Origin of the sequence: Pantoea sp. E2023-21, assembly GCF_051302795.1 — a bacterium.
In the GTDB taxonomy this organism is placed as follows: Bacteria; Pseudomonadota; Gammaproteobacteria; order Enterobacterales; family Enterobacteriaceae; genus Pantoea; species Pantoea ludwigii_A.
Window position 1 is genome coordinate 2,023,826 of sequence record NZ_CP195344.1, and the last position, 20,863, is coordinate 2,044,688.

18 protein-coding genes are annotated in these 20,863 nt (G+C 55.8%); 13 read left to right on the plus strand and 5 right to left on the minus strand.

The genetic code is table 11. The annotated features are described in order from the left end of the window. Positions 1–45: 45 nt before the first annotated feature. Positions 46–903 (plus strand): N-acetylmuramoyl-L-alanine amidase AmiA, encoded by an 858-nt coding sequence (gene amiA, locus ACRQ84_RS09575; RefSeq protein ID WP_064739681.1) that lies wholly within the window; start codon positions 46–48, stop codon positions 901–903. A gap of 48 nt (positions 904–951) precedes the next feature. Continuing rightward, positions 952–1,863 carry an oxygen-dependent coproporphyrinogen oxidase gene (gene hemF, locus ACRQ84_RS09580; protein ID WP_483817850.1) on the plus strand — a complete coding sequence of 304 codons (912 nt, stop codon included), beginning with the start codon at positions 952–954 and terminating at the stop codon, positions 1,861–1,863. A 582-nt stretch (positions 1,864–2,445) separates the two neighbouring features. Here hemF and maeB read toward each other — a convergent pair. Beyond that, a complete protein-coding gene (gene maeB, locus ACRQ84_RS09585; protein WP_483817851.1) occupies positions 2,446–4,725 on the minus strand; it encodes an NADP-dependent oxaloacetate-decarboxylating malate dehydrogenase in 2,280 nt (759 codons plus the stop codon). Between the two features lie 341 nt (positions 4,726–5,066). Here maeB and tal point away from each other — a divergent pair, with 341 nt between their 5' ends. The 3 genes from tal to ampH all read left to right on the plus strand — a co-directional run bounded on the left by tal (position 5,067) and on the right by ampH (position 9,412). Further along, entirely contained in the window at positions 5,067–6,017 is a 951-nt protein-coding gene (gene tal / locus ACRQ84_RS09590; RefSeq protein WP_064739490.1) for a transaldolase, read from the plus strand. 69 nt (positions 6,018–6,086) lie between these two features. Then, complete coding sequence (gene tkt / locus ACRQ84_RS09595) at positions 6,087–8,096, plus strand: transketolase (RefSeq protein WP_483817852.1); 2,010 nt, start codon at positions 6,087–6,089, stop codon at positions 8,094–8,096. A gap of 146 nt (positions 8,097–8,242) precedes the next feature. After that, entirely contained in the window at positions 8,243–9,412 is a 1,170-nt protein-coding gene (gene ampH / locus ACRQ84_RS09600; RefSeq protein ID WP_064739492.1) for a D-alanyl-D-alanine-carboxypeptidase/endopeptidase AmpH, read from the plus strand. 88 nt (positions 9,413–9,500) lie between these two features. On the opposite strand, the gene ACRQ84_RS09605 is transcribed toward ampH, so the two are convergent. After that, the gene (locus ACRQ84_RS09605) at positions 9,501–10,574 is read right to left on the minus strand and encodes a DUF1176 domain-containing protein (protein WP_483817853.1); all 1,074 of its coding nucleotides are present in this window, start codon (positions 10,572–10,574) and stop codon (positions 9,501–9,503) included. Positions 10,575–11,065: 491 nt separating this feature from the next. On the opposite strand from ACRQ84_RS09605, the gene ACRQ84_RS09610 reads away from it, so the two are divergent. From ACRQ84_RS09610 to ACRQ84_RS09645, 8 genes are read left to right on the plus strand one after another with little or no spacing between them, the layout of a single operon-like run. Next, the gene (locus ACRQ84_RS09610; RefSeq protein WP_064739494.1) at positions 11,066–11,896 is read left to right on the plus strand and encodes a DeoR/GlpR family DNA-binding transcription regulator; all 831 of its coding nucleotides are present in this window, start codon (positions 11,066–11,068) and stop codon (positions 11,894–11,896) included. A gap of 12 nt (positions 11,897–11,908) precedes the next feature. Then, positions 11,909–12,892 carry a substrate-binding domain-containing protein gene (locus tag ACRQ84_RS09615; RefSeq protein WP_064739495.1) on the plus strand — a complete coding sequence of 328 codons (984 nt, stop codon included), beginning with the start codon at positions 11,909–11,911 and terminating at the stop codon, positions 12,890–12,892. A 2-nt stretch (positions 12,893–12,894) separates the two neighbouring features. Beyond that, positions 12,895–14,400 (plus strand): sugar ABC transporter ATP-binding protein, encoded by a 1,506-nt coding sequence (locus ACRQ84_RS09620; protein ID WP_483817910.1) that lies wholly within the window; start codon positions 12,895–12,897, stop codon positions 14,398–14,400. After that, positions 14,393–15,382: an ABC transporter permease gene (locus tag ACRQ84_RS09625; protein WP_064739496.1), complete on the plus strand. Its 990-nt coding sequence runs from the start codon at positions 14,393–14,395 to the stop codon at positions 15,380–15,382. The genes ACRQ84_RS09620 and ACRQ84_RS09625 overlap by 8 nt, the downstream gene beginning before the upstream one ends. 16 nt (positions 15,383–15,398) lie before the next feature. Beyond that, positions 15,399–16,601, plus strand: a complete 1,203-nt coding sequence (locus ACRQ84_RS09630) for an ABC transporter permease (protein ID WP_483817854.1) — start codon at positions 15,399–15,401, stop codon at positions 16,599–16,601. Then, positions 16,489–17,139: a D-allulose 6-phosphate 3-epimerase gene (gene alsE, locus ACRQ84_RS09635; protein ID WP_483817855.1), complete on the plus strand. Its 651-nt coding sequence runs from the start codon at positions 16,489–16,491 to the stop codon at positions 17,137–17,139. The genes ACRQ84_RS09630 and alsE overlap by 113 nt, the downstream gene beginning before the upstream one ends. Then, entirely contained in the window at positions 17,136–18,029 is an 894-nt protein-coding gene (alsK, locus tag ACRQ84_RS09640; RefSeq protein WP_483817856.1) for an allose kinase, read from the plus strand. The genes alsE and alsK overlap by 4 nt, the downstream gene beginning before the upstream one ends. Beyond that, the gene (locus ACRQ84_RS09645; protein WP_064739500.1) at positions 18,029–18,991 is read left to right on the plus strand and encodes a ribokinase; all 963 of its coding nucleotides are present in this window, start codon (positions 18,029–18,031) and stop codon (positions 18,989–18,991) included. Before alsK ends, ACRQ84_RS09645 begins: the two co-directional genes overlap by 1 nt. A 95-nt stretch (positions 18,992–19,086) precedes the next feature. Here the strand turns inward: ACRQ84_RS09645 and nudK are convergent, their stop codons facing one another. The 3 genes from nudK to napB all read right to left on the minus strand — a co-directional run bounded on the left by nudK (position 19,087) and on the right by napB (position 20,863). Further along, positions 19,087–19,665, minus strand: a complete 579-nt coding sequence (gene nudK, locus ACRQ84_RS09650) for a GDP-mannose pyrophosphatase NudK (RefSeq protein WP_064739501.1) — start codon at positions 19,663–19,665, stop codon at positions 19,087–19,089. A gap of 174 nt (positions 19,666–19,839) precedes the next feature. Beyond that, entirely contained in the window at positions 19,840–20,424 is a 585-nt protein-coding gene (napC, locus tag ACRQ84_RS09655; protein ID WP_064739502.1) for a cytochrome c-type protein NapC, read from the minus strand. Between the two features lie 7 nt (positions 20,425–20,431). Then, on the minus strand, positions 20,432–20,863 hold the full coding sequence (gene napB / locus ACRQ84_RS09660; protein ID WP_064739503.1) for a nitrate reductase cytochrome c-type subunit: 432 nt from the start codon (positions 20,861–20,863) through the stop codon (positions 20,432–20,434).

Below are 20,863 nucleotides of genomic sequence, written 5' to 3' on the forward strand. Positions count from 1 at the left end.
TTACGCTATAACACTGGGCAGGATTTACCTGCCATGGACCCGTTAATGAAGAAGATTTCACTGCTAAAGCGCCTTACCAATCGTCGCCAACTGATCCTTTCCGGTTTAGCGCTGGCGGTGTTGTCACCGCGCGCCGTGCAGGCTAAAGAGCAAAATAACGATGTGCGTGTCAGCCCACGCCACACGCCACCGAAACCGGCTACCAACGGCAAACGCATCGTAATGATCGATCCTGGCCACGGCGGCATCGATTCCGGCGCAGTGGGCGAAGAGGGTTCGGAAGAGAAACATATCGTGCTGGCTATCGCCAACACCGTGAAGACGTTGCTGCAGTCGCATCCGCGCATTGAAGTGCGCCTGACGCGCGACAGCGACCACTTTATTCCGCTCTATCAGCGCGTCGAAATTGCCCACCAGCACGGCGCTAACCTGTTTATGTCGATCCACGCCGACGGCTATACCAGCCCGGATGCTAACGGCGCATCGGTGTTTGCCCTCTCCAATCGCGGTGCCAGCAGCGCGATGGCGCGCTATTTATCACAACGCGAAAACGACGCCGACAAAGTGGGCGGCGCCGAGGTGCAGGATAAAGATCATTATCTCAACCAGATTCTGTTCGATTTGGTGCAAACCGATACCATCCGCAACAGTCTGACGCTCGGTAAACACGTGCTGGACCAGATTCGTCCGGTGCATCATCTGCACAGCCAGCACACCGAACAGGCGGCGTTTGCGGTGCTGAAATCGCCGTCGATTCCTTCGGTACTGGTGGAGACCTCCTTTATTACCAATCCGCGTGAGGAACAGTTGCTCGGCACACAGGCGTTCCGCCAGAAAATTGCCAGCGCCATTGCCGACGGTATCGCCCGCTACTTTGATGAGGTCGATCGCCGCGAAGCATAGGCTTTATCCTGTGGTAGAATCGCGGCAAATTTCCGGAACGAGTGACAGATGAGCAATCCCGATATTTCCCGCGTCAAAGCCTTTTTGCTGGCGCTGCAAGATGATATTTGCGCCCAATTAGCGGCGGAAGATGGCAAGGCGAGCTTTGCCGAAGATGAGTGGCAGCGTCCCGGCGGCGGCGGCGGACGCAGTCGCGTATTGCGTGATGGCGCGGTGTTTGAACAGGCTGGCGTAAACTTCTCGCACGTCCACGGCGATCAAATGCCTGCTTCCGCTACCGCGCATCGTCCCGAACTGGCCGGCCGCAGTTTTGAAGCAATGGGCGTGTCGCTGGTGGTACATCCATCCAATCCTTACGTACCCACCAGCCATGCCAACGTGCGCTTCTTTATTGCGGAAAAACCGGGTGCCGACCCGGTATGGTGGTTTGGCGGCGGTTTCGATCTCACGCCTTATTACGGTTTCGAAGAGGATGCGCTGCACTGGCATCAAACCGCTCACAATCTGTGCCAGCCGTTTGGTGAAGACGTTTATCCGCGCTACAAAAAGTGGTGCGACGATTACTTCTATCTGAAGCATCGCGACGAGCAGCGCGGCATCGGCGGTCTGTTCTACGACGACCTGAACACGCCCGATTTCGATTACTGTTTCGATTTCATGCAAGCCGTCGGCAATGGTTTTTCCCAAGCCTATCTGCCGATTGTGGCAAAGCGCAAAGCGCTGCCGTGGGGCGATCGCGAGCGTCAGTTCCAGCTTTACCGTCGTGGTCGCTATGTCGAGTTCAATCTGGTGTGGGATCGCGGCACGCTGTTTGGCCTGCAAACCGGCGGTCGCACTGAGTCCATTTTGATGTCGATGCCACCGTTGGTGCGTTGGGAATACGATTATCAGCCAGAACCCGACTCGCCCGAAGCCGCGTTGTACCGCGATTTCCTGCCGGTGAAGGATTGGTTGAAATAACACGTAGGGTCGCCATACATGGCGTAATGCCGATCAGTTGAGCGCAAAGCGACTTTCGTTCGCCACTGGCTGTGGCAGTTGCAGTTCAGCCGTGCGGCGACCGAGAAGAGGGCGTCTGGCCACGCCCTCTTCACTCCCGGGCCCTGCGCCAGCCCAACCCGCCGCTGCGCGGTGCCTTCACTCGATCGCGATTCCTGACGGACCGGCGGCGATTCGCTCCTGCTCAGCGCCGCCTCTCACCGCATCCCTGCGGTTCGCCCTGGAATCCCTCTCTCGCTCAGCGGGTTAGGATGTCGCCTCAACACCCACGCTGCTACGGCAGTGCATATTTAACCGCGTAATCGCTGCCTGAATTGTAGGGTCGTCATTAATGACGACCGTTTCGAGGGCCGCACAATGGTGATGTCCTTGTCGCCATAAATGGCTAATCCTCGTCATTTAAGATATGAAAACCCTAATTGCCGAGTGCACACATTGTAGCGGCGCAATTCATTGCGCGATAAATCGCGTCGCTAAGGAAGGTGCGGCGATTTGATACGGCGCTTAACTGACGAACATTACGCCATTCATGGCGACCTGGTATTACAACGGCTCGGTCTGCGCCTCTACCACCGCTAACGCCACCATATTCACAATGCGCCGCACCGAGGCGATGCGCGTCAACACATGCACTGGCTTGCTAATCCCCATCAACACCGGCCCCACCGTCACACCTTCGGAACAGGAGACACGCAGCAGGTTATAGCTGATACGCGCCGCTTCGACGTTCGGCATAATCAGCAAATTGGCGGTACCTTTTAGCGGACTGTCCGGCATCAATTCACGGCGAATGCTCTCGACCAGCGCCGCATCGCCGTGCATCTCACCATCAATCTCCAGATCGGGTGCGCGTTGCTGAATCAGCGCCAGGACTTCGCGCATTTTACGGGCGCCCGGCGCGTTCGAGGTGCCAAAGCTGGAGTGCGATAGCAGCGCCACGCGCGGTTCAATGCCGAAGCGCCGCACCGTTTCCGCCGCCAGCAGCGTGATATCCGCGAGCTGTTCCGCGCTGGGATCTTCATTGACATACGTGTCGGCAATAAAGGTATTGCCGCTCGGCAGCAACAGCGCATTCATCGCGCCCGCCACCTTCACGTCATCGCGCAGGCCAAACACTTTCTCCACCACGTCGTAATGTTCCTGATAATCGCCGATGGTGCCGCAGATCAGCGCGTCGGCTTCACCACGATGCACCATGATCGCGCCAATCAGCGTGGGATTACCAATCACCGCGCGCTGGGCAGTTTCCGGCGTCACGCCGCGCCGTTTCATGATCTGGTAATACTCGTTCCAGTACGCCTTGAACCGCGGATCGGACTCGTTATTGACGATCTCAAAATCCTTGCCCGCCTCGATCTTCAAACCCTGTTTTTGCAGGCGCATGGCGATCACATTCGGGCGACCAATCAGAATCGGCTTCGCCAGCCCCAACGTCACCAGCTCCTGCGTGGCGTGCAGTACGCGCACTTCCTCACCTTCGGCCAGCACCACGCGTTTCGGATCTTTGCGCGCCTGCGAGAAGATCGGCTTCATGAACAGGTTGGTTTTGTAGACGAACTCGGTGAGCTGCTCACGATAGGCATCAAAGTCTTCAATCGGTCGCGTGGCAACGCCCGATGCCATCGCCGCTTTGGCCACCGCCGGCGCGATTTGCACAATCAAACGCGGATCGAAGGGTTTAGGGATCAGGTATTCCGGGCCGAAACTCAGGTCCTGATCGTCATACGCCGAGGCCACCACATCGCTTTGTTCCGCCTGCGCCAGCGCCGCAATCGCGTGCACCGCCGCCAGCTTCATCGCTTCGTTGATCGCTGTCGCACCCACGTCCAGCGCACCGCGGAAAATAAACGGGAAGCACAGCACGTTGTTTACCTGATTGGGGAAATCGGAACGCCCGGTGCAGATAATTGCGTCAGGCCGCACCTGTTTGGCCAGCGGTGGCATGATTTCCGGTTCGGGATTGGCGAGCGCCAGAATCAGCGGGTCTTGCGCCATCTTCTGCACCATCTCCGGTGTTAAGGCTTTGGGACCGGAACAGCCGAGGAAGATATCCGCGTCGCTAATCACCTCGTCCAGCGTGCGTGCGCCGCTGTCGGCCACCGCGTACTCGGCTTTGGTCGGCGTCATATTCGGCTCGCGATCGCGATAAATCACACCTTTGGAATCGCACACCACAATGTTGTGCTTCTGCATACCGAGCGCCACCAGCAGGTTCAGGCAGGCAATCGCCGAGGCGCCCGCGCCGGATACCACCAGCCGCACATCGCCGATGGCTTTTTTGACGATGGTTAAACCGTTGAGTACCGCAGCAGTGCAGATGATAGCGGTGCCGTGCTGATCGTCGTGAAACACCGGAATCTGCATGCGCTCGCGCAGCTTTTTCTCAATATAGAAACACTCGGGCGCTTTGATATCTTCCAGATTTATGCCGCCAAAAGTGGGTTCCAGCGCGGCAATCACTTCAATCAGCTTGTCGGGATCGCGTTCATCGATTTCGATATCAAATACATCAATACCCGCAAATTTTTTGAACAGCACGCCTTTGCCTTCCATCACCGGCTTACTCGCCAGCGCGCCAATGTTGCCGAGACCAAGCACCGCGGTGCCGTTGGAGATCACCGCCACCAGATTACCACGCGCGGTGTATTTGCGTGCCGCCAGCGGATCGGCGGCAATTTCCAGACAAGGCGCGGCCACGCCAGGCGAGTAAGCCAGCGCCAAATCACGCTGTGTGGCTAACGGCTTGGTGGGGGAAACCTGAATTTTTCCGGGGGTGGGGAATTGGTGAAAATCGAGAGCGCTTTGCTTGAGTTGATCGTCCATTAGGCATCCTTTGGCGCCGCTAAATGAGCGTTCAGTATAGGAATGTGCAGCATAAAAGAGGGTGAAGGCGCTCAAAGAACGCACAGTCTGAAAGGCACGGATTGCTACCGTTTCGCCTGCGGCTTTGCCACAGCCTGCTATCCTTATTGATGGCAAAAAGCGTAGCTGAACCGTTTAGGCAAGTCCTCCTTTCACTATCGCACCTCTTAAGCGCCACGACGGCACAATCAGAGAAAACGCATTTTCTTCGTGCAACGTCTGTAGCACTGTGTTGGACCACAACTTAACAGGAATGGGTGCAACACCTTTGCCCACATTATTGCTCATCAAGGAGTTAAGCGATGAACCAGCTAGATGCATTAAAACAGTACACCACCGTGGTGGCCGACAGCGGCGATATCGAATCTATTCGCCATTACCATCCCGAAGATGCGACCACTAACCCATCATTGATTCTCAAAGCCGCCGGTCTCGACGCTTATAAGCACCTGATTGATGACGCCATCGACTACGCGAAAAAACAGGGCGGCAGCAAAGAGACGCAAATCATTAACGCCAGCGATAAAGTGGCGATCAACCTCGGTATGGAAATTCTGAAAAGCGTGCCGGGCCGTGTTTCGACCGAAGTGGATGCGCGCCTCTCCTTCGATCGTGGCATGTGTGTCACCAAAGCCGAGAAACTGGTACGTATGTACGAAGAGAACGGCATCGATCGCTCACGTATTCTGATCAAACTGGCGTCCACCTGGGAAGGCATCAAAGCCGCCGAGGAGCTGGAGAAAAATGGCATTCAGTGCAACCTGACGCTGCTGTTCTCCTTCGCCCAGGCGCGAGCCTGTGCCGAAGCCGGTGTGTTCCTGATTTCACCGTTTGTTGGCCGTATTTATGACTGGTACAACTCACGTAAGCCGATTGACCCGTATGTGGTGGATGAAGATCCGGGCGTGAAATCTGTGCGTCGCATCTACGATTACTACAAGAAGCACCGTTATAGCACCGTCATCATGGGCGCCAGCTTCCGTAAAGTGGAACAAATCCAGGCGCTGGCTGGTTGCGACCGCCTGACCATTTCGCCAAACCTTCTGGAAGAGCTGGCTAACAGCGATGCACCGCTGGAGCGTAAGCTGGAGCCATCAACCGAAGGTTTCCATCAGCCGGCTTCACTGTCAGAAGCCGAATTCCGCTGGGAACATAATCAGGATCCGATGGCAGTAGAAAAACTGTCAGACGGCATCCGCCAGTTCGCCATTGACCAGCAGAAGCTGGAAGACGTCCTCTCGTCACGTCTGTAATCCGCAATCACTCTTATGGCGGATGGGCATTGCCTCATCCGCTATCGCCAAATCACAAGGGAGAACCTTATGTCTTCACGCAGAGAGTTGGCTAACGCAATTCGTGCACTCAGCATGGATGCGGTACAAAAAGCAAATTCCGGCCACCCCGGCATGCCGATGGGCATGGCAGATATCGCCGAAGTATTGTGGCGCGATGTCCTGAAACACAACCCGAACAACCCGGCATGGGCCGATCGTGACCGTTTTATTCTTTCTAACGGTCACGGCTCGATGCTGCTCTACAGCCTGCTGCATCTCACCGGCTACGACCTGCCGATGGAAGAGCTGAAAAACTTCCGTCAGCTGCATTCAAAAACGCCAGGACATCCCGAACTGGGTTATACGCCAGGCGTGGAAACCACTACTGGTCCGCTCGGTCAGGGTTTAGCCAACGCGGTGGGTTTAGCGATTGCCGAACGCACGCTGGCGGCGCAGTTTAACCGTCCCGGACATGACATCGTCGATCACCACACTTACGTGTTTATGGGCGATGGCTGTTTGATGGAAGGCATCTCGCACGAAGTGAGCTCGCTGGCCGGTACGCTCGGTCTCGGCAAACTGATTGGTTTCTACGATCACAACGGCATCTCGATCGATGGTGAAACCGAAGGCTGGTTCACCGACGACACGCATAAACGCTTCGAAGCCTATAACTGGCACGTCGTGGGCAGCGCGGAAGGTATCGACGGACATGATTCTGAAGCGATCGCTGCCGCGATTAAAGAGGCGCAAAGCGTCACCGACAAACCGTCACTGATTATCTGTCGCACCACTATTGGCTTCGGCTCGCCGAATAAAGCCGGTAAAGAGGAGTCGCATGGCGCGGCGCTGGGCGAAGAAGAAGTGGCACTGACGCGGCAGAAACTGGGCTGGCACTATCCGCCGTTTGAGATCCCGAAAGAGATTTATCAGCAGTGGGATGCCAAAGAAGCGGGCGCGCAGCGTGAGAAATCCTGGGATGAGAAATTTGCCGCATACAACGAGGCGCATCCCGAACTGGCACAAGAGTTTAAGCGTCGTCTGAATGGCGAAATGCCGGCGAACTGGAACAGCGAAGTGCAGAAATTTGTTGAAGAGCTGCAGGCTAATCCACAGAAAATCGCCAGCCGTAAAGCGTCGCAAAATACGCTGGAAGTGTTCGGTAAATTGCTGCCGGAATTCCTTGGCGGGTCTGCCGATCTGGCACCAAGTAACCTCACTATCTGGTCGGGCTCCAAATCGATCAAAGAGGATACCGCCGGTAACTACATTCACTACGGCGTGCGTGAGTTCGGCATGACGGCGATCGGTAACGGCATCGCGCATCACGGCGGCTTCGTACCGTACACCGCCACCTTCCTGATGTTCGTCGAGTACGCGCGTAATGCGGTACGTATGGCGGCGCTGATGAAAGCACGTCAGGTGCTGGTGTATACGCATGACTCCATCGGCCTCGGCGAAGATGGTCCGACCCACCAGCCGGTTGAGCAGATTGCCAGCCTGCGCCTCACGCCGAACATGAGCCTGTGGCGTCCGTGCGATCAGGTCGAAACGGCCGTGGCGTGGCAAGCTGCCGTTGAGCGCCATCATGGGCCAACGGCGCTGATCCTGTCGCGTCAGAATCTGCTGCAGCCGGAACGCAGCAAAGAGCAGGTCGCGAATATCGCGCGCGGTGGCTATGTGCTGCAGGACAGCAATGGCACGCCGGATGCGATCATCATCGCCACCGGTTCAGAGATTGAAATCGCGCTGGGCGCGGCGGATAAACTCACCGCCGGCGGCCATAAAATTCGCGTGGTTTCGCTGCCGAGCACTGACGTGTTTGATAAGCAGGATGCCGCCTATCGCGAATCTGTGCTGCCATCCGGCGTGAAAGCGCGCGTGGCGGTTGAAGCCGGTATTGCTGATTACTGGTACAAGTATGTCGGGCTGGATGGCGCGATCGTCGGTATGACCACCTTTGGTGAGTCTGCACCGGCCGGCAAACTGTTCCCGGAATTCGGTTTCACCGTCGAGAACATCGTCAGCCACACTGAAGCCTTACTCAAGCCGCACTAATCGATCTGGCCCTGCGCCTTTTTGGCGTAAGGGCCATTTTTTGATCACAGCCTGATACAGAAAAAAATCCGCCCTGCCCCCTTCACGCCTCGCTCAAACTGATTACTATAAGCTTTCCTCCGATTCTTATAGCGGACGCTTTCCCGTTGAAAAAACGTACTCCTTTTTTACTGGCCTTAATGGTTACAGTGCTTCCATTAAAAAGCATGGCGCAGTCGTCGCCCGATCCGCTGCTGGCATCGCAAATCGTCGATCGCTATGCCGAGCATATTTTCTATGGCAGCGGCGCAACCGGCATGGCGCTGGTAGCGATTGATGGCAATCAGCGGGTCTTCGCCAGCTTTGGTGATACGCGCCCTGGCAACAACGTGCGTCCGCAGCCCGACTCGGTGATCCGTATTGCCTCGCTCAGCAAGCTGATGACCAGCGAAGTGATGGTGAAGATGGCTGAACGCGGTCAACTGCGTCTTGACGATCCACTCAGCAAATACGCGCCGCCTGGCGCACGCGTGCCGAGTTATAACGGTCAACCGATTCGCCTGATTAACCTGTCAACGCACACCAGCGGCCTGCCGCGCGAGCAGCCGGGCGGGAAACCGCATCGTCCGGTGTTTGTCTGGCCGACCAAATCCGATCGTTGGCAGTGGCTGAGCGGCGCGCAGTTAAAAGCGACGCCCGGCTCGCGCGCCGCCTATTCTAATCTCGGTTTTGATTTGCTGAGCGATGCGTTAGCCAAAGCGGCGGGTACGCCTTATCCCGCGCTGCTGCAGCAACTGGTAACACGTCCGCTGGGCATGAAAGACACCACCTTCACGCCATCACCCGATCAGTGTCAGCGTTTGATGATTGCGGAGAAAGGCGCCAGTCCATGTAACAACACGCTGGCCGCCATCGGCAGCGGCGGCGTTTACTCAACGCCAGACGATATGGGCCGCTGGATGCAGCAGTTCCTTAACTCGGCGGTGAGTCATCGCACGCCGCAAATTGATCGCCTGCAAACCCTGATTTACCGTCGCGACCAGCTGACCAAAGTGGAAGGCATGGATGTGCCGGGCCGCGCTGATGCGTTGGGCATGGGTTGGGTGTATATGGGGCCGAAGGAAGGTCGTCCGGGGATTATTCAGAAAACCGGCGGCGGCGGCGGCTTCATTACCTATATGGCAATGGTGCCGCAGCATAACGTCGGCGTGTTTGTGGTGGTCACGCGATCGCCGTTAACGCGTTTCACCCCGATGAGTGATGGCGTGAATAATATGCTGACAGAATTGGTGGGCAATCAGTCCGGTTCACCAATGACGGTGCAAGCGATTCGGTAATCAGTGCCACAGATCGTAGCGGCGCAATTCATTGCGCGATAAATCGCGCCGCTACGGAATGTGCGATGATTGGATTCTGTGCATGACCTTAACGCGATTGCACTGCATTCTGTGACTGGCTAACCCAAAGGGTTGGCCAGTCGTCACTGCTGTGCCAGGCATCGCAGGTTTTCTCTTCCGCATATTCTGCCAGCACAAACTCACTGCCGTCATACTGCCAGCGCGTCGCCACGCCGCAATCGCCCAACCCACGTCCTTTACTGAAGGTGTAGAGCAATCCATTGCTGGCATCGAATTCCGCGTTCACCAACTCCAGCTGATTATCGCTGCGTGATGCGGGGGTAAACGGCAACGTCAAACTCAAACCTCGCGACACATAAGGCGCACTGCGCGTCACTTCAAATGCCAGATCGATAACGTTATAGGCACCGGTTTCACAGCTGATCAGCAGCAGCGCCTTGCTGTCGGTCAGCGGCGATACGCTCACTTCACGCCGCAGCGGATCGAGCGAGCAGTTATCGGTGTTCACGCGCCAGGTGCCGAAATCGATTAAGCCGCTGGTTTCTTCCTGAGTTAGCGGTGGCGGCGAGGGTAACGGCGCAGGTAACGTCGGCAACGCTGGCTGCGGCGGTACATCCCATTGCACGCGATCCCCGCGTTTTACCCAAGCGCTGGCACCGTTCACCCTGCCCTGCACATCGTCCATTAACAATAACGCCGCTTTCATGCCGTTGAGCGGAATGGTGGCGTCGGCTTTATAGGTTAGCTGCAGATTTTGCGCATCCAGCGTCTGCGCCAGAAACTCGTCGATGGCGATAGCATTGCTGGTCGCAAGATGATGGGGTTCCACCGTCCAGTGTTTGAGGTCAGGCGTCAGACGGCGTTGGTCGAGCAGCAGATTATCCTTGAGCGGTGCGCCCGGCAGCTCCCCGCTATAGCCGCTGCCGTAATCAATACGCAGCAAGGGTCGATCGTTGACGCCAGCATGACGTGAGAGCGTCATCACTAAGCCGTTATCTCCGGGAAAACTGCGTGCCACACAAAAAGCCGCATTGTTACAGGTCAGTTGCCAGTCAGAAAATGACTTTTGCAGTGGCTGAGCCTGTACGCACGCGACAAAAAGAAAGGGCAATAAAAGCAGTAACTTCATCCAATACGACATTAAAAAAATCGGTCCCCAAATTCCTGGAAAGAAAATGATAGCGCAACGGGAACGCTGTAAGCAGGCCTAAACTGTGAGCCGGCCCTAAAAGCGGGGTTAACTGCTTAAAAAGCAGTCACCTTGTGGCGATCGGGTACTGGATGGCGCATTAGCTCCATCATCCGTTTTGGCCGATAGCGGCTCAATCGGATTCGTCGGACTCTTGATGCCTAATCACAAAACGGTCAAATACACACAAACGGTCACACTCGGTCATGCTAGGTTAAATCCATGTTGCGCGTATTCAACGCGCGTAGAACGGGGAAGTCGCTGCCACACGCCCTTTTACGTGATACAGATCACTTAATTTTGATAACCAGACATCTCATTTACATCAAAGACAGATCCAAATCACTCTAATCAGTTACGGCGTTTTGGCGACTGTGGACTCGTGCGCAGCCCACACTTTCTCATTGCGCTATCCAGTAATTTATATCCATCGGAGGTGAGTTATGTTGCCGATTGAAAGACAGCAGCGAATTATTGACGAATTAAATTTAAATGGTCGGGTCATTGTCGCTGAATTAGTCACGTTATGTCAGGTTTCACAAGAAACTATACGGCGTGATTTAACGCAACTGGAGAAACGTGGTCTGTTACAACGCAGTCATGGTGGTGCGGTTCCAGCAAAGCGACAGGCCGCCAACATTCAGGGAAATACACGAGGCATTAACGAGTATGAATTATCATTCCGCCAGAGAATAAATGAAAATGTTGATGCAAAGATGGCTATCGCCAAACGCGCACTCGATTTCATTAGTCCCGGAGATTGTATATTACTCGACAGCAGCACTACATGCTGGTATTTAGCGCGACAACTCCCGGATATTGAATTAACGGTATTAACTAATTCTATCAGGATAGTGCAAACCCTTGCGGCGCGCGGCAGTATCCGCACCATCTGTCTGGGGGGAGAATATTCAGACCGTTATGAAGATTTCCATGGTGTCGTCGCCGAGCAGCCGCTCAGGGAATTTCAGATTAATAAGATATTTTTTTCCTGTAGCAGTTTAGGTAATGACGGCTATTTACGTGAAGGTAATGAAAACAACGCACATCTAAAACAACAAATGTTATTAGCAGCAGAAAGAAAACATCTACTGCTGGACGGAAGTAAATTTCTGCAGCCCTCATTCGCACGTATTTGTCATTATCGCGATGTGGACTTTCTCATTACTGACCAATTAAAAGACAAAGAGCTGGAACAAGAATTAGCGTGGAACGGCGTCAATATCATTGATTGCTCCCAGCGCAGCCATTCTATGCAGCTAATAAAAAATTAAATCGGAGTCTTTATGAAAAAACATCTTATCGCCTGTTCTCTACTCGCGCTGTTTGCCGCCACCGGCGCGCACGCTGCTGATAAATTACGCATGGGCATCGTGGTAAAAATTGGCGGTATTCCGTGGTTCAACGCCATGGAAGCGGGCATCAAGAGTGAAGCAGCAAAACGCGGCATCGATGCGTGGATGGTTGGCCCAACGGCGGCCGATCCGGCTTTGCAGGTGCGTGCTATCGAAGATTTGATTGCCCAGAAGGTCGACATCATTGGCGTGGTGCCCAATGACCCGAAAGTGTTGGAACCGGTGCTGAAACGCGCGCGTGATGCTGGCATTGAAGTGATCACCCACGAATCGCCAGATCAGAAAGGTGCCAACTGGGATTTCGAACTGGTGGATGCGCCCACGCACGGCATCAACCATATGAAGGCGCTGGCGAAGTGCATGCATGAAGAGGGCAAATACGCCATGTACGTCGGCAGCCTGACCGTGCCGCTGCATCAGCAGTGGACCGACGCCGCACTGAACTATCAGAAAGAACACTATCCGAAGATGCAAATGGTCACCGACAAATTTGGCGTCGGCGAATCGCTGGATGACTCGATTCGCACCACCAACGAGCTGATGTCTAAGTATCCGGATTTGAAGGGGATTATGGCCTTCGGTTCGCAAGGTCCGATTGGTGCCGGTCGCGCGGTGATGAACCGCAACAAGATTGACCAGGTGTGCGTAATTGGTGCCTTCAGTCCTGGCCAGGGCGCATCGCTGGTGCAGCGCGGCGCGATAAAAGGCGGCTATATCTGGAATCCACAGACCGCCGGTGAAGTGTTCGTGCGTATCGCCGACATGATGCAGAAGAAAGAGCCCATCACCGACGGAATGACCATCGAAGGTTTGGGCAAAGTGAAAGTTGACGAGGCGACCCACACCATCCTCGGTAACAACACCGAAAGCCTGGACAAAGCGAACCTGCCAAAACTGGTGAAAATGGGACTGTGATGATGAATGAGGTGATCCCACAGACGCTGATTGCGCTCGACAATCTGTCGAAAACATTTGGTGGTAACCGCGCACTGAGCGATATCTCGCTAACCTTACTGGCTGGCGAAGTGCACTGTCTGGCTGGCACCAACGGCTGTGGCAAAAGCACCTTAATCAAAGTCATTTCTGGGGTGCATGCCCCGGACAGCGGCAGCCGTATCACGCTAGGTGAAGGCCCGAGCTTCCCGCGTCTGACCACTCGTCAGGCGCGTGACTTCGGCATTCAGGTGATTTACCAGGATCTGTCGCTGTTCCCCAATCTCAGCGTGGCGGAAAACATCGCCTTCGAGCACAACCTGAGTAGTCTGCTCGGCTGGCACCGCAAAGCCAAACTGCGTGAAACCGCACAGCGCATTATTGACGAACTGATGTTTGAACTCGATCTCGACGCGAAAGTGGCGTCGCTGTCGATTGCGCAGCGTCAGCAGGTAGCGATTTGCCGCGCGCTGGTGGCCGATGCGCGACTGGTGATTATGGATGAGCCAACGGCTTCATTGACGCGTACCGAAGTGAATCAGCTGCTGCGTACCGTGCGTTATCTGAAAGACAAAAACATCTGCGTGGTGTTTGTCAGTCACCGTCTGGATGAAGTGCTGGAGATCTCCGACCGCGTTACGGTAATCCGCGATGGGCGCAAAATGGGCTGCTGGCCCGCCAAAGAGATGACGCCGCACCATCTCACCGAACTGATGACCGGACTCAAGCTCGACTATCAGCTGAAAACGCCGACGCGCAATGACGATCGCTTGATTCTCGAAGTGGAGAAGCTGACGCGCGCGGGGCAGTATCACGATGTCAATTTCAAACTCTATCAGGGCGAAGTACTGGGTTTGTGCGGCCTGCTTGGCTCTGGCCGTACCGAACTGGCGCTGTCGCTGTTTGGCATGACCAAACCGGATAGCGGCAAGATCTGGCTCGACAGCAAGCCGGTGCGCTTTCGTGGACACGAAGATGCCATCAAAGCGGGCATTGGCTATGTCTCTGAAGATCGCTTAACCCTGGGTTTGGTGCAGCAGCAATCGGTGGCCGACAACATGGTGCTGCCGATCCTCGACAAGCTGCAAAACCGTTTTCACATCATCGATGAATACCGCAAGAACAAGCTTATCCTGCAATGGATTCAGCAGCTTGGCGTGCGTGTCGCCGATCCCAATCTGGCGATCTCCACGCTCTCCGGCGGCAACCAGCAGAAAATCGTGCTGGCGAAGTGGGTGCTGACCCAGCCGCGCATATTGATCCTTGATTCGCCCACCGTCGGCGTGGATGTCGGCGCTAAAGCCAGCATCTATCAGCTTATTCATGCGCTGGCGAAAGAAGGTCTGTCGATCATCCTGATTTCCGATGAAGTGCCCGAGGTTTGGTACAACTGCGACCGCATCCTGCACTTCCGTGATGGCACCGTTCATGCCGAATACCAACCCGATACCGTTGAGCAACACCAGCTGGCGGAGGTGATCAATGCCTGACTTCTCTCGTTTACGGCCGCACTCCAGCCAGGGCTGGCTCGCCTGGGTTTTGTTGGCTTTTATCCTGTTCTTCTCTACCGCCAGCGACCAGTTCCTGACGGTACAAAACCTGCTGGATCTGGCGGAAAGCTACGCCGTGACCGGCATCTTTGCGCTCGGATTGTTTGTGGTGCTGGTCACCGGCGGCATTGATATCTCCTTTGCCGCGGTGGCGTCGGTGGTGCAATACCTGATCGCGTCGCTGTTTGTGCAATTCCAGTTTGATAATGCCCTGCTCAGCATTCTGCTGGCAGTGGTGTGCGGCACGCTGTTTGGCGTGATTAACGCCCTACTGATCACCACGCTGCGGGTGGTGTCGATCATCATCACCATCAGCATGCAGTCGCTGCTGTTTGGTCTGCTGATGTGGGTAACCGGCGGCAAAAGCCTCTATTCGCTGCCGGATTGGTGGATCACCTTGCGCAGCGTGCTGCCATTTACCTGGCAAGGCAACAGCTTCCAGTTGGGTTTGCCGCTGGTGACCATGCTGGTGATTGCCGGACTCACCGCGCTGCTACTGAACAAAACCAATCTCGGCCGTCAGCTGTATGCGGTGGGCGGCGATGCGGAATCGGCGCGCCGTATTGGTATTCGCGTGGGTCTGATTCATCTCTTTGCCTACGGCTGGCTGGGCGCGATGGCCGCGATTGGCGGACTGGTGCAGGTGTATCGCATGGGTGAAGTGGTACCGAATGCGCTGGTCGGCGGCGAGCTGGATGTGCTGGCTGCCACCGTGCTGGGCGGCGCCAGCCTGATGGGCGGCAAAGGCACAGTGAGCGGTACGCTGATGGGCGTGTTCCTTATCGCCATCCTGAAGAACGGCCTCAACCTGATTGGCGTCTCCAACTACTTCATGAACATCGTGGTGGGCGGCGTGATCATGGTGGCTATCGCCGTGACTCACTACAAAAAACGTAAAGAAACTGACGTCAGTTTCGTATGACCGAAGGGGCAAAAATATGAAATCACTCTCTGCTCTGCGTCCTGACGGCACCAATATCGGTTTGATGCTGCTGATTGCACTGGCGCTGGCGCTGTTCACCGTGATGTTGCCGGGCCGCTTTCTCACTGATTCAACCTTTATGAGCATGGCGTTCCAGCTACCCGAACTGGGCTTGCTGACGTTAGCGATGTTTATCGCCATTCTCAGCGGCGGCCTTAATCTGGCGATCATCGCCACCGCCAACCTGACGGCGCTGTTTATCGCCTGGACACTGATGAGCGCCCTGCCCGCGGATGCCGGCACCGGCATGCAACTGCTGTGGCTGCTGATAGCAATTATCGGCGCGATGTTGATCGCCGCAGTGATTGGCGTGATTACCGGCGTGATGGTGACGCGCATCGGTGCGCACCCGATTCTGGTGACGCTGGCCACCATGATGACGCTCAACGGTATCGGTATCTGGCTGACCAAAGGTGCGGCGGTCAGCGGCATGCCTTCGATAGTGCAGGCGCTCGGCTCCGATACGCTGCTTGGCGTGCCGCTGCCGCTCTGGGTGTTCCTGTTTGCCGCCGCGCTGCTGGCGCTGTTCCTTGGCAAAACCCGCGCCGGTAAATGCATCTACATGGGCGGCAGCAACATCAACGCCACCTGGTTCAGCGGCATCAACACCCATCGCATGGTGATTCTGGTGTACGTCATCTCCAGCCTGCTGTGCGTGTTAGCCGGATTGATCATGATGGCGCGCTTCAACTCGGCGCGCATGGGCTACGGCGATGCGTATCTGCTGCTGACGGTGCTGGCGATCATTCTGGGCGGCACCGATCCCAACGGCGGATTTGGTCGCGTCACCGGCGTGGTGCTGGCGCTGATCGCGCTGCAGGTGCTCTCCACCGGTTTCAACCTGATGAACATCAGCCAGCACGTCAGCCTGGCGATGTGGGGCGCGGTACTGATTGTGGTGCTGGCCTTCAAACAATTTAAAACCCGCTTTAACGAACATCGTGCCGTCAAGCTCAGCAAGCTGGCTGCGGCGCTTAACCCCTTGACCGAAAAAAGGAAGTATGATGCGTATTCAAGTCTCCCCGTCGTTGATGTGTATGAATCTGATGGAGATCAAGCACCAGCTCGCCGTGCTGGACTCCCGCGCCGACTTCCTGCACATCGATATTATGGATGGTCACTACGTGAAAAATATCACGCTGTCGCCGTTCTTTATTGAGCAGATCCGCCCGTTTACCCAGGTGGCGCTGGATGTGCATTTGATGGTCGAGCAGCCAACTGATTTCATCGAGGTGATTGCTAAAGCCGGTGCCGACTACATCTGTCCGCACGCCGAAACCATCAATCGCGACGCGTTCCGCGTGATCAATATGATCCGCAGCTTCGGCAAGAAAGTGGGCGTGGTGCTCAACCCCGCGACGCCGGTCTCCTTTATCCATCACTACATTCATCTGGTGGATAAGATCACCGTGATGACGGTGGATCCGGGCTATGCCGGACAACCGTTTATTCCGGAAATGGTGCAAAAGGTGCAGGAGCTGAAAGCGCTGAAGCAGGCCAACGGTTATCACTACCTGATTGAGATTGACGGCTCCTGCAACACCCGCACTTACAACACGCTGGTTGGCGCGGGCGCAGAAGTGCTGATTGTCGGCACCTCCGGCCTATTCAATATTCATGATGATTTGGAAACCGCGTGGAACATGATGCGTGAAAGCATCGACGAAGCTCAGGGATTGGCGCAGGTATCCGCATGAAAAAATGCTGGCTCGGTATCGACATTGGCGGCACCGGCACACGTCTGCAGCTGATGGAAGCAGGCCGCGAATGGTCGAGCTTCCGTAAAGTGCCGACGGCCAGCTGGGCGCAGCAGCCTGATGCGTTAAGCGCTTTAGGCCAGTTAATCAGCGAAACGCTGGAGCAGCAGCCGGTTAGCGGCGTGATGCTGGGATTACCGGGCATTCTCAGCCGCGACCGCCAGCAGGTGATTTCGCTGCCGTTTATTCAGGCGCTGGATCAGCAACCGGTTGCCGCACTGCTCACCGAACGTCTTGGCGTGCCGGTGGCGATGGACAAAGATGTTAACCATCTGATGCTGTGGGATTTACTGCAACTGGAACAGCTGCCGGACAGCGCTGTCGGTTTGTATCCCGGCACTGGCATGGGCAACAGCTTGTGGCTTAACGGCCAGTTTTATCATGGTCAGCATGGCGGCGCTGGTGAACTCGGCCATGTGCCGATTGCCGGCAACGATCTGCCCTGCCCGTGCGGCAATCGTGGTTGTGCGGAAACCGTGACGTCCGGCCATTGGCTAAGCCGCTGGGCGAGCGCGAACGTGCCGGAAACCGGCATGTCGGCGCTGTTTACCCAGCATCGCGAACATCCGGAGCTGCAGGCTTTTGTGCAGCGACTGGCGCAGCTGATTGCCACCGAGATGAATATCCTCGATCCGCAATACCTGATTCTGGGCGGTGGCGTGCTGGCGATGGCAGACTTTCCGCTGGCACAGTTACGCAGCCAGATCCAACAGCATTTACGTCCACCCGCCACGCGTGACGGTTTGAAGATCGTGTTTAGCCAATCCACCGATCACACCGGTTGTCGCGGAGCCTGTTTAGCCGCCGAACGTCTGTTCAGGAGTGCATGATGAAAGGAAAAGTGTGTGTGTTTGGCTCGTTTAACCTCGACGTGGTTGCGGTGATGAACCGCTTTCCGATGCCGGGTGAATCGCTCACCGCCCATACCAGCATGATGGGACCGGGCGGCAAAGGCGCCAACCAGGCCACGGCCGCGCTGCGTGCCGGGGCGCGCGTGCACTACATTGGTAAGATTGGTAATGACGACTTCGGCATGTTTGCACGTCGCCATCTGGAAAAGACCGGTTTCGACGCCATTACCTTGTTTACTTGCAAGGAGAAACCGACCGGCAATGCGCTGATTTATGTTGCCGGTGACGATGCTGAAAACATGATTTCGGTCTATCCCGGCGCTAACACCACCGTGACCGCCGCCGAGGTGACGCGCTGCCAACCCACCGTCGCCGCTGCTGATATTCTGCTGGTGCAGCTGGAGAACAATCTCAGCGCCATTCAACGCATGATTGATAACGCGCGCGCCGGCGGCACGTTTGTGATTATGAATCCCGCGCCGTGGCAGAAAGTCACCGATGCGCTGCTGGCAAAAGTGGATCTGCTAACGCCGAACAGCACTGAAGCGATGCAGTTGACCGGCGTGAAGGTCACCGACTTCGCCAGCGCGCAGCACGCCGCTGAAAAGCTGCACCGCAAAGGCGCGCGGCAGGTCATTATTACGTTGGGCGTTTCCGGGGCGTTGCTTTCGGTAGCAGACCAGACACCGCTGCGCATCCCGTTGTTCCCGGCTCAGCCGCTGGATACCACCGGCGCGGGCGATGCATTTAACGGCGCATTGGCGGCACGGCTGGCTTCTGGCGATGAACTGCCGCAGGCGGCGCTGTTTGCTTCAGCTTACGCTTCGCTGTGTGTGGAACGATCCGGCGCGGCACACTCGATGCCTTCTTATGCCGAAGCATTGGCAAGATTGCAGGCGTATCCGGAGTGCGTGCCGGAAGCGTTGGGGGAGTGTGTTTGATGTCGTGCGGGGATTGACCAGGTCGCCATGAATGGCGACCCTACGATTAAAACGCCCACGCTGTAGGGTCGCCATTCATGGCGACCAAGCCAGAATTACGCCTGCAACCAACCGGCGATCTGCGCGTGCTGCAGCAGCATAATGGCTTTACCGTCGCGGATACGACCATCTTTCACCATCGCCAATGCTTCAGGGAAACTCAGCTCCAGCACGGTAATCTCTTCATCCTCAACGCCGCCGCCGTTATTTGCGCGCTGCGCATCGCTGTATTCCGCCGCGAAGAAGTGAATCAGCTCCGTCACGCCGCCCGGTGACATATAAGCTTCGAAAATCTTCTCCACTTTGCCTACCTGATAGCCGGTCTCTTCAATCGCTTCTTTGCGGATGCAATCTTCCGGCGAATCATCATCCAGCAGTCCTGCGCAGGTCTCAATCAGCTCGCCAGTTTCGTTGCCATTCACATAAGTGGCAATGCGGAACTGACGCACCAGCAAAACGCTATTTTTTTCAGTGTTATACAGCAGGATGGTGGCACCGTTGCCGCGATCATAGACTTCGCGCTTGTGGCGTATCACTTCGCCGTTATTGCGGGTGAGTTCGTAGGTGAAGTTGCGCAGTACAAACCAGTTCTCTGACAGCAACTTATCTTTGATGATGTTGATCTTTAACGACATAGCCGCTCCGCTGCTTATTTGAGGGAGCCTGAGATAATAGGCCGAAGCGGCAGGGAAAACTATCTGAATTGTGAGGTTGGGACGTTTGATAAAAACCAGGTCACCATAAATGGCGACCCTACGTTGAGACGTGCCCCGATGTAGGGTCGCCATGCATGGCGACCGGTTTACCTATCAAAAACCGTTTGGCTGATCTTTCATATCCGGCAAATGGTGCGCGATGCCTTTGTGGCAATCGATACAGGTTTTCCCTTCCTCAATCGCTTTGCTGTGCATCCTGGCCGCCACGGTTTTCTGCGCGGTGAAATCCATATAATCGAAGTTGTGGCAGTTACGACACTCCTGCGAATTGTTGTTTTTCATCCTGCGCCACTCGTTTTGCGCCAGCTCAATACGGTGATCCTCGAACTTTTGCGGCGTATCAATGATGCCGAAAATTTTGGCATACACCTCTTTGCTCGCCTGGATCTTACGCAGCATTTTCGGGCCCCATTCATGCGGCACATGACAATCCGGGCAGGTGGCGCGTACGCCGCTGCGGTTGTTGTAATGCACCGTCTGCATATACTCCTGATAGACGTTATTGCGCATCTCATGGCAGCCGATGCAGAACTGCTCGCGGTTAGTCATCTCCATCGCGGTGTTAAAGCCGCCCCAGAAAATAATACCCGCGGCAAAACCGGCAATCAGCAAGGTGCCGAGCGCCAGGCGACTTGGACGTCGCCACCAGCGCCAGATGCGCAGAAGTTTCTCTTTCATCTTTTCCTCACTTACCGAAGCCGTCAGCCGGTTTGAAGGTGTTTTCCACCACCGGTTTGGCATCGGTTTGCGGCACATGACACTGCAGGCAGAAGTAGCGACGCGGCGACACGGTGCTGCTCACCAGACCATCGCGATCGGTGAAGTGCGTTGGGCTGACGCGCGGCGCGCCGGTGGTGAGATAGCTCTGCGTGCCGTGACACTGCAAGCAGCGATTCACGTTTTTCGTTACCTGATAGCCATCCACACTGTGCGGGATCACCGGCGGCTGGTTTACGTAGTTCAACGGCTTGCGGCTCTGCTCTTTGGGCTGATGAATGGTGCCCTGCTGCGTAGCCGTCACTTCCGGTGACTGATTAAGATCGACGCCGTTATTAGCGTAAACCGCGCCGCCCAGCATCAGGGCGGCCAAGGTAATGAGTGTGATTAAGGGTTTCAT